Source organism: Cytobacillus sp., assembly GCF_032154635.1.
Lineage (GTDB): Bacteria > Bacillota > Bacilli > Bacillales > Cytobacillaceae > Cytobacillus.
The window spans coordinates 1-6,224 of sequence record NZ_JALDXW010000081.1 but is presented as its reverse complement, the minus strand read 5'-3'; the positions used below and the strand labels follow the sequence as shown (position 1 = coordinate 6,224).

Genomic DNA, 6,224 nt, shown 5'->3' with positions numbered 1-6,224 from the left:
CTCAAATTCACCTTTCTCTTTATTTGAAGCTAGTTATGTCCCAGCCTCTTTTTTTATATTGGTTTTTTCGTGTTTAGAGACCCAAAAAGTTCCTGCTGCAGTTTCTTAAAGTTTATATACATGGCAATTCGCCATGGAACAATCATTCCAAAGGCAAGGATCCAGAACATGCCACTTAACTGGCCATAGTCAATCGATGAGCTCAAAATTAACTTCCCAGCCATACGAACAACGAGTAAACCAACTAATATATAAAGAAAAGCCTTTGAACGCTTTAAATAAATATCCTTGTCCCTTATTTCAAACTTAGAGGTTTTTATTAGTAAAATTGAAAACAGCAATCCTACTATTACTGCTTCCGCGATTTCCAATGGCGTCACTCGAAAGTATGGAAATATGAACATGAACGCACCTGTGCTCATAAAAATTGGCGGCAAGATTATCTTCTTTGCAGTTGCTGGTTTTTTCGCTGCTTTCATTCGGATGAACATAGCTAAAATAGCCATGCAGATAGCGCCAATCGATGTAATAATAACATAGTTCATTATCTTTCATCCTTCATCCTTTATTTTCATCATTCATTATATCCCATCCAAGCAAATTGGGGAACTTAAAACATAAAAAGCTAACTCTTAAAGGTCATAAATAAGTTTACACTTATAGCCCTTGAGTCAGCTTACATCTTTAACTTAAGACTCTATTTACAGCATCCATTACTCGCCCTTCATCAAAAGGCTTAACAATAAAATCTTTTGCTCCTGCTTCTATCGCTTCTACGACCATTTTCTGTTGTCCCATTGCCGAACACATGATGACTTTAGCATGTGGATATTCCTTCTTAATTTCTTTTACTGCCTCAAGTCCGCTCATTTCAGGCATCGTTATATCCATTGTAACTAAATCAGGATTTAGCTCACTATATAAACGGATCGCCTCTTTTCCGGTTTCCCCTTCTCCGACAATTTCATGGTTCGCTTTTTTAAGAATATTCGATAACGTAATTCTCATAAATTTCGCGTCATCAATAATCAGTATTCTTGCCATCGCTGTTTCCCCCTTGATCAATACAACGGAAGTACTATCAATTATATCTGATTGACCCATAGAAAACTATTAAAAAGATAATAATACTAAATAAATGATAAAAAAGAGCACATGTTTAAATATAGCGAATATTCCGTATAAACACAATTCTAATTATACGACAAATTTCGTCAACCCTGAATTAAAAGCCTGTAAACCCACCAAAAATTGGTGTAAGTATCGCAATGATTTTAGTCATCCAGTCAAAAAATAACACGATTCCCATTACCATCATTATATAGCCGCCAACTTTCATAATCGCTGCACTATGCTTTCGTATCCATTTCATCTTGCCAATAAAGAATGAAAGGATAAAGAATGGGATAGCAAAACCCAGAATATAAGCAATCATATAAAACATTGCTGAATTTGGATTAGATGCTGCGAGCGAAATAACTGCACCCAAAATCGGTCCTGTACACGGAGTCCATCCAGCTGCAAATGCCATACCAATCAAAGATGAGCCGATTAAACCCGAAGGCCGGTTTTTAAATTCAAATTTTCTCTCCTTCATTAAAAATTCCGGCTTAATAAAGCCTACTACAAGCAAGCCAAAGAAAAAGATAAAAATAGCGCCAATTTGACGAATTAAATCTTTATAATCAGCAAAAAAATTCCCCAAGAAGGAGGTTCCAAAACCAAGTGCAATAAAAATTAGAGAAAAACCAATAAGGAAGAATAGGGTATGTAACATGCTACGTCTTTGAAGCATCGCATTTTCCTCTTTCAGCTCACCAACGGACATGCCAGTTATGTAAGATAAGAAGGCTGGATATAATGGTAAACAGCAAGGAGAAATAAAACTTAGAAAACCAGCTGCTAATGCTAAAAATACATTTAAATCTGTCATCTTTAACCTCTCCTATTTAAACTGAGTCTTCACTCATTCTAACAAATATGCCCATGAAAAGATAATGTTTAGATTTGAACAATTTGTGTCTGTTAAATTAAAAGAAGAATAGCATTTGTAAAAAATTGTAGGTAGAGAAGATGTTTCTTTTGAATTATTTCCCATAATTCGCTATACTATAGTAAATACTAACAATATTTGTTAGAATCTTTCATGTTTTTACATGGTTTTTTTCTGGAAACCCCAATGTAAGATCATTTATGTTAAAAAGACCTGAAAGGAAATTGGCTGTGTCAAAACAAGATTTAATTACTTTAATTGAACAAAAGAGGCATGAACTCATTCAAGTAGCTATGAAATATGGATTTACTTCTTCACTAGCTATTAGAAATAGCCAGGAATTGGATAAATTATTAAACGAGTATAATGATATTTTCAAAAAAAAAGTGCAAACACATTAAAAAAACCAGCAACGGTCATATAGCCTTGCTGGTTTCCTTTTTTTAGATCCCACTTTTCCCTATTATCCCACTACATCCTCCACTCGATCTTCCAACCCGTTTTGTAACAAGTACATTTTATGATACAATCCACGTTTTGCTAGAAGTTCTTGGTGATTGCCTCTCTCTACAATTTCTCCTTGATGAAGGACAAGGATAAGTTCTGCATCCTGAATCGTTGAAAGCCTGTGTGCGATCGCAATCGTTGTCCGTCCTTTTCTCATCTTCGCTAAGGCTAGTTGTATCGCTTCTTCAGTTTCCGTATCGATATTTGCAGTCGCCTCATCAAGAACTAGGATTTTTGGATTAGCGGCAATGGTCCGCGCAAATGCAAGCAGCTGTCTTTGCCCACTTGAAAAAGTGGAACCCCTTTCTACAACTTGATGATTATAGCCATCATCCAATTTTTCAATAAATACATGTGCCTGCACAAACTGTGCTGCAGCTTCAATTTCCTCGTCTGTCATGTCTTGATTATGAAGGCGAATATTATCCTTAATTGTCCCAAAGAAGATGAATGGATCTTGTAAAACCAAACCCATTTTCGCTCTTAACTCATCTTTGGAATATGATTTAATGGAGTCCCCATCAATGAAAATTTCTCCTCTTTCAAACTCATAGAAACGCATCATCAGATTAATAATTGAGCTTTTTCCACTTCCAGTATGTCCAACAAGTGCGACGGTTTCCCCAGGTTTTGCCGTAAAGGAGATATTTTTTAATACATCCCTTTTATGATCATATGAAAAGCTAACATTACGAAATTCTATTTCACCTGATCTGATGCTGAAATTTTCATTTGTTTTCTGTGCAGGAGCAAGTTCCGTTTCATCCATCACCTTAAAAACTCTGGAAGCTGCTACAATCGCCTGCTGGTACATAGAGAGACGCTGCATCATATTATTAACTGGCTCAAAGAAACGGTCTAAATAGCTAATGAATGCGTATAGAACTCCGATTTCAACCGGACTGTTAAACGATGAAATTCCAAAGAAACTTAAAATAAGGATAATGGCAAAAACATAGACTAAATCAATTGCTGGTCTTAATAATAAGCCATCTATCTTTATATTACGCATTCCTGCCTGATAATGCAGCTCATTAATTTCCGCAAACTCCTTACGCAATCTTTTTTCTTGGCGAAATACTTGAATAATCGCCATTCCTTGCAGTGATTCACTTAACTTCGCATTTAGCTGGCTAAGCCTTTCTCTTAAATCCTGATAAAAGATCGAGCTATATTTTCGATAGGCTCTCATGATGAGGAAAAGAAGCGGCAGGATCACTAAGCAAAAAAGGGCCAGTTTAACATTTAAGATGAACATCGCAATAAATATCCCAATAATCAGAAAAGCACCTTGAATAAAAGTCACTAATACATTAACAAACATGTCTTTTATTGCTTCGGTATCATTTGTAACACGGGACACGATACTTCCAGCTGGTGTTATATCGAAATATTTTAATCCAAGCGCCTGCACTTTCGAAAATACATCTACACGAAGCTGCTGGATAATTTTTAACGCAATCTCCTGAAACTTGAGCAATTGAAAATAGGAAACTAAAACATTCATCATTTGTATACCTATAAATGCAGCTCCTAAAGCAACTATTGGTTCAAATACAAGATGACGAGGTTGTAAATAATCATCAATAAAAATTTTGATCAGTATTGGTCCCAATATATCTCCTACTGTTGTAAGCAGGAGCAAACTAAATGCGAGTATCATTGTTTTAATATGCGGCTTCGTATAGGAAAGAAGGCGAAAAAGAACTTGCCGCTGCTCTTTTCCCTTAATTGCTGTCGTCTTTTCCATTCTTTTATCCTCCATGCTCCACAAGTTCTTCTAGCTGCTGATGCAGGTACATATCTTTATACCAGCCATTTTCCAGCATTAATTCCTCATGTGTCCCTCTTTGCACAATTCTTCCTTCATCAAGGACAAGGATCAGGTTCGCATGCTGGATTGCACTTAAACGATGTGCTGTAATGATCGTTGTTTTCCCTTCCCTATTCTGTTTTAATGCATTCAAAATCTCCTCTTCTGTTTTTGCGTCAACAGCTGATAAGGAGTCATCTAATATTAAAACTTCAGGATTCATGATCAATGCCCTTGCAATAGATATTCTTTGCTTTTGCCCGCCAGAAAGGGAAACACCTCTTTCTCCAACAACCGTGTCATATCCTTCACTAAATTGAAGGATGTCCTCATGAATATTAGCTGTTCTTGCAGCTTCATATATTTCATCCATCTCTACTCTTGGATTCGCAAAAGCAATATTTTCACCAACTGATGCAGAAAATAAGAAATGGTCTTGTGGAACATATCCGATTGCTTCTCTTAGCTTCTCGAGCCGGTATTCAAATAAAGGATGACCAGCAAAATGAATCGTCCCATTATATCCTTCAAATTCACGAATAAGCAGTTTTAATAGCGTTGTTTTACCTGAACCTGTCTTCCCTACAATCCCTAGTGTCTCTCCTCTCTTTAAGGTAAAATGGATATCCTGTAGAAGAGGCTCTGTTTCATCTGGATAGGAAAACTCTGATACATTAAATTCAATATCCCCACTTGGAATGATATCAATCGAATTCATTTCATCTACTATGTCAGCCTTTTCAGCAAGGAGCGCTGTTACACGATCGTTCGATGCGCGTCCCCTTTCAACAATGTTAAATAGCCATCCAAATGCAAGCATCGGCCAAATGAGAAGCCCTAAATAGGTTGTAAAGGAAACAAGCTGGCCAATCGTTAATTCATCGTTTAGCACATATTTTGCGCCGAATGCAATCGAAAGGAAATAGGAAATGCCTACAATAAGCGAGATGGTTGGATCAAATAGAGAATCTATTCTAGCTACTGATATATTTTTTTGAACAACATCTTCCGAAAGCTCGCGAAAATCTTCGATATCCTCTTTCTCTTGTCCAAATGTCTTAATTACTTTAATACCAGTTACACTTTCCTGCGTTTTATCGTTAAGAGAAGAGAATGCCTCTTGTGCTTTATGAAATTTCTTATGCAGCATGGTCCCATACCAGCTTGTTAGAATAGCCATAAGCGGCATCGGGATTAAAGCAATTAATGTCAGCTTCCAGCTTATTGTTGTGGCCATTGCGATGATTACAAAGCCACCTGTCGCTAATGAATCAACTAAAGTTAAGACACCAGAGCCAGCAGTTTGCTGAATCGCCTGTAAATCATTCGTCGCATGCGCCATTAAATCGCCTACACGCTTTTTTTGATAGAACGATTGGGACATATTTGTAAAATGCTGATAGAGCCTATTTCGTAATTGCCTTGATAATTTCACCGCAGAGCCAAAAATCATTATTCGCCAATAATATCGAAGGATGTACAATAGTGCAGCTGCAGCAATTAGCACCCCGATCCATGTAAGCATTATGTTCGTCGTTAATGTATCATTTTTAATATGGTCAACAAATATCCCAATTACTTTAGGTGGAATTAACTGTAGAAATGCCACAAATAATAGGATGAGAATCCCCGTCAAATACGCTTTCTTCTCCTGTTTGAAAAACCACATTAAATCTAAAAATACTTTCATGCTCATGTCCTCCGTGATAGTAGATAACCCATTAAAGGAATTATGTATTAATATCAAATATTTTCCATACTGCAAAATAGGTAACTTAAATAGTTTATCAAATATTAAAAAAATAAGAAAGATTTTTATTTTAATTTAGATAAAAGAAAAAGCACTCATATTTGAGTGCTTGTACACCATTATTTTGTTTGCTTGTTCATGGCGTTCATCATTTGATTGAT

Annotated in this window: 6 protein-coding genes; 1 reads left to right on the top strand and 5 read right to left on the bottom strand. The window is 36.3% G+C overall.

Features of this window, described 5'->3' with window-relative positions; all coding sequences use genetic code 11:
- Positions 1-53: 53 nt before the first annotated feature.
- The 3 genes from RUH74_RS23940 to RUH74_RS23930 form a co-directional block, all read right to left on the bottom strand.
- The gene (locus tag RUH74_RS23940; RefSeq protein WP_313805335.1) at positions 54-545 is read right to left on the bottom strand and encodes a CcdC family protein; all 492 of its coding nucleotides are present in this window, start codon (positions 543-545) and stop codon (positions 54-56) included.
- A 139-nt stretch (positions 546-684) separates the two neighbouring features.
- On the bottom strand, positions 685-1,044 hold the full coding sequence (locus RUH74_RS23935) for a response regulator (protein WP_313805332.1): 360 nt from the start codon (positions 1,042-1,044) through the stop codon (positions 685-687).
- Between the two features lie 181 nt (positions 1,045-1,225).
- Positions 1,226-1,933, bottom strand: coding sequence for a cytochrome c biogenesis CcdA family protein (locus RUH74_RS23930; RefSeq protein ID WP_313805329.1), 708 nt, complete (start codon positions 1,931-1,933; stop codon positions 1,226-1,228).
- A gap of 290 nt (positions 1,934-2,223) precedes the next feature.
- Here RUH74_RS23930 and RUH74_RS23925 point away from each other — a divergent pair, with 290 nt between their 5' ends.
- Entirely contained in the window at positions 2,224-2,394 is a 171-nt protein-coding gene (locus tag RUH74_RS23925; protein ID WP_313805326.1) for a Spo0E family sporulation regulatory protein-aspartic acid phosphatase, read from the top strand.
- A gap of 62 nt (positions 2,395-2,456) precedes the next feature.
- On the opposite strand, the gene RUH74_RS23920 is transcribed toward RUH74_RS23925, so the two are convergent.
- A complete protein-coding gene (locus RUH74_RS23920; protein ID WP_313805323.1) occupies positions 2,457-4,250 on the bottom strand; it encodes an ABC transporter ATP-binding protein in 1,794 nt (597 codons plus the stop codon).
- Positions 4,251-4,254: 4 nt separating this feature from the next.
- A complete protein-coding gene (locus RUH74_RS23915) occupies positions 4,255-6,003 on the bottom strand; it encodes an ABC transporter transmembrane domain-containing protein (RefSeq protein ID WP_313805320.1) in 1,749 nt (582 codons plus the stop codon).
- Positions 6,004-6,224 lie beyond the last annotated feature (221 nt).

What these genes read in the sequence shown, in the direction of transcription:
- RUH74_RS23915 (WP_313805320.1), bottom strand. Translation starts at nt 6,003, where the DNA reads ATGAAAGTATTTTTAGATTTAATGTGGTTTTTCAAACAGGAGAAGAAA.
- RUH74_RS23935 (WP_313805332.1), bottom strand. Translation starts at nt 1,044, where the DNA reads ATGGCAAGAATACTGATTATTGATGACGCGAAATTTATGAGAATTACG.
- RUH74_RS23930 (WP_313805329.1), bottom strand. Translation starts at nt 1,933, where the DNA reads ATGACAGATTTAAATGTATTTTTAGCATTAGCAGCTGGTTTTCTAAGT.
- RUH74_RS23920 (WP_313805323.1), bottom strand. Translation starts at nt 4,250, where the DNA reads ATGGAAAAGACGACAGCAATTAAGGGAAAAGAGCAGCGGCAAGTTCTT.
- RUH74_RS23940 (WP_313805335.1), bottom strand. Translation starts at nt 545, where the DNA reads ATGAACTATGTTATTATTACATCGATTGGCGCTATCTGCATGGCTATT.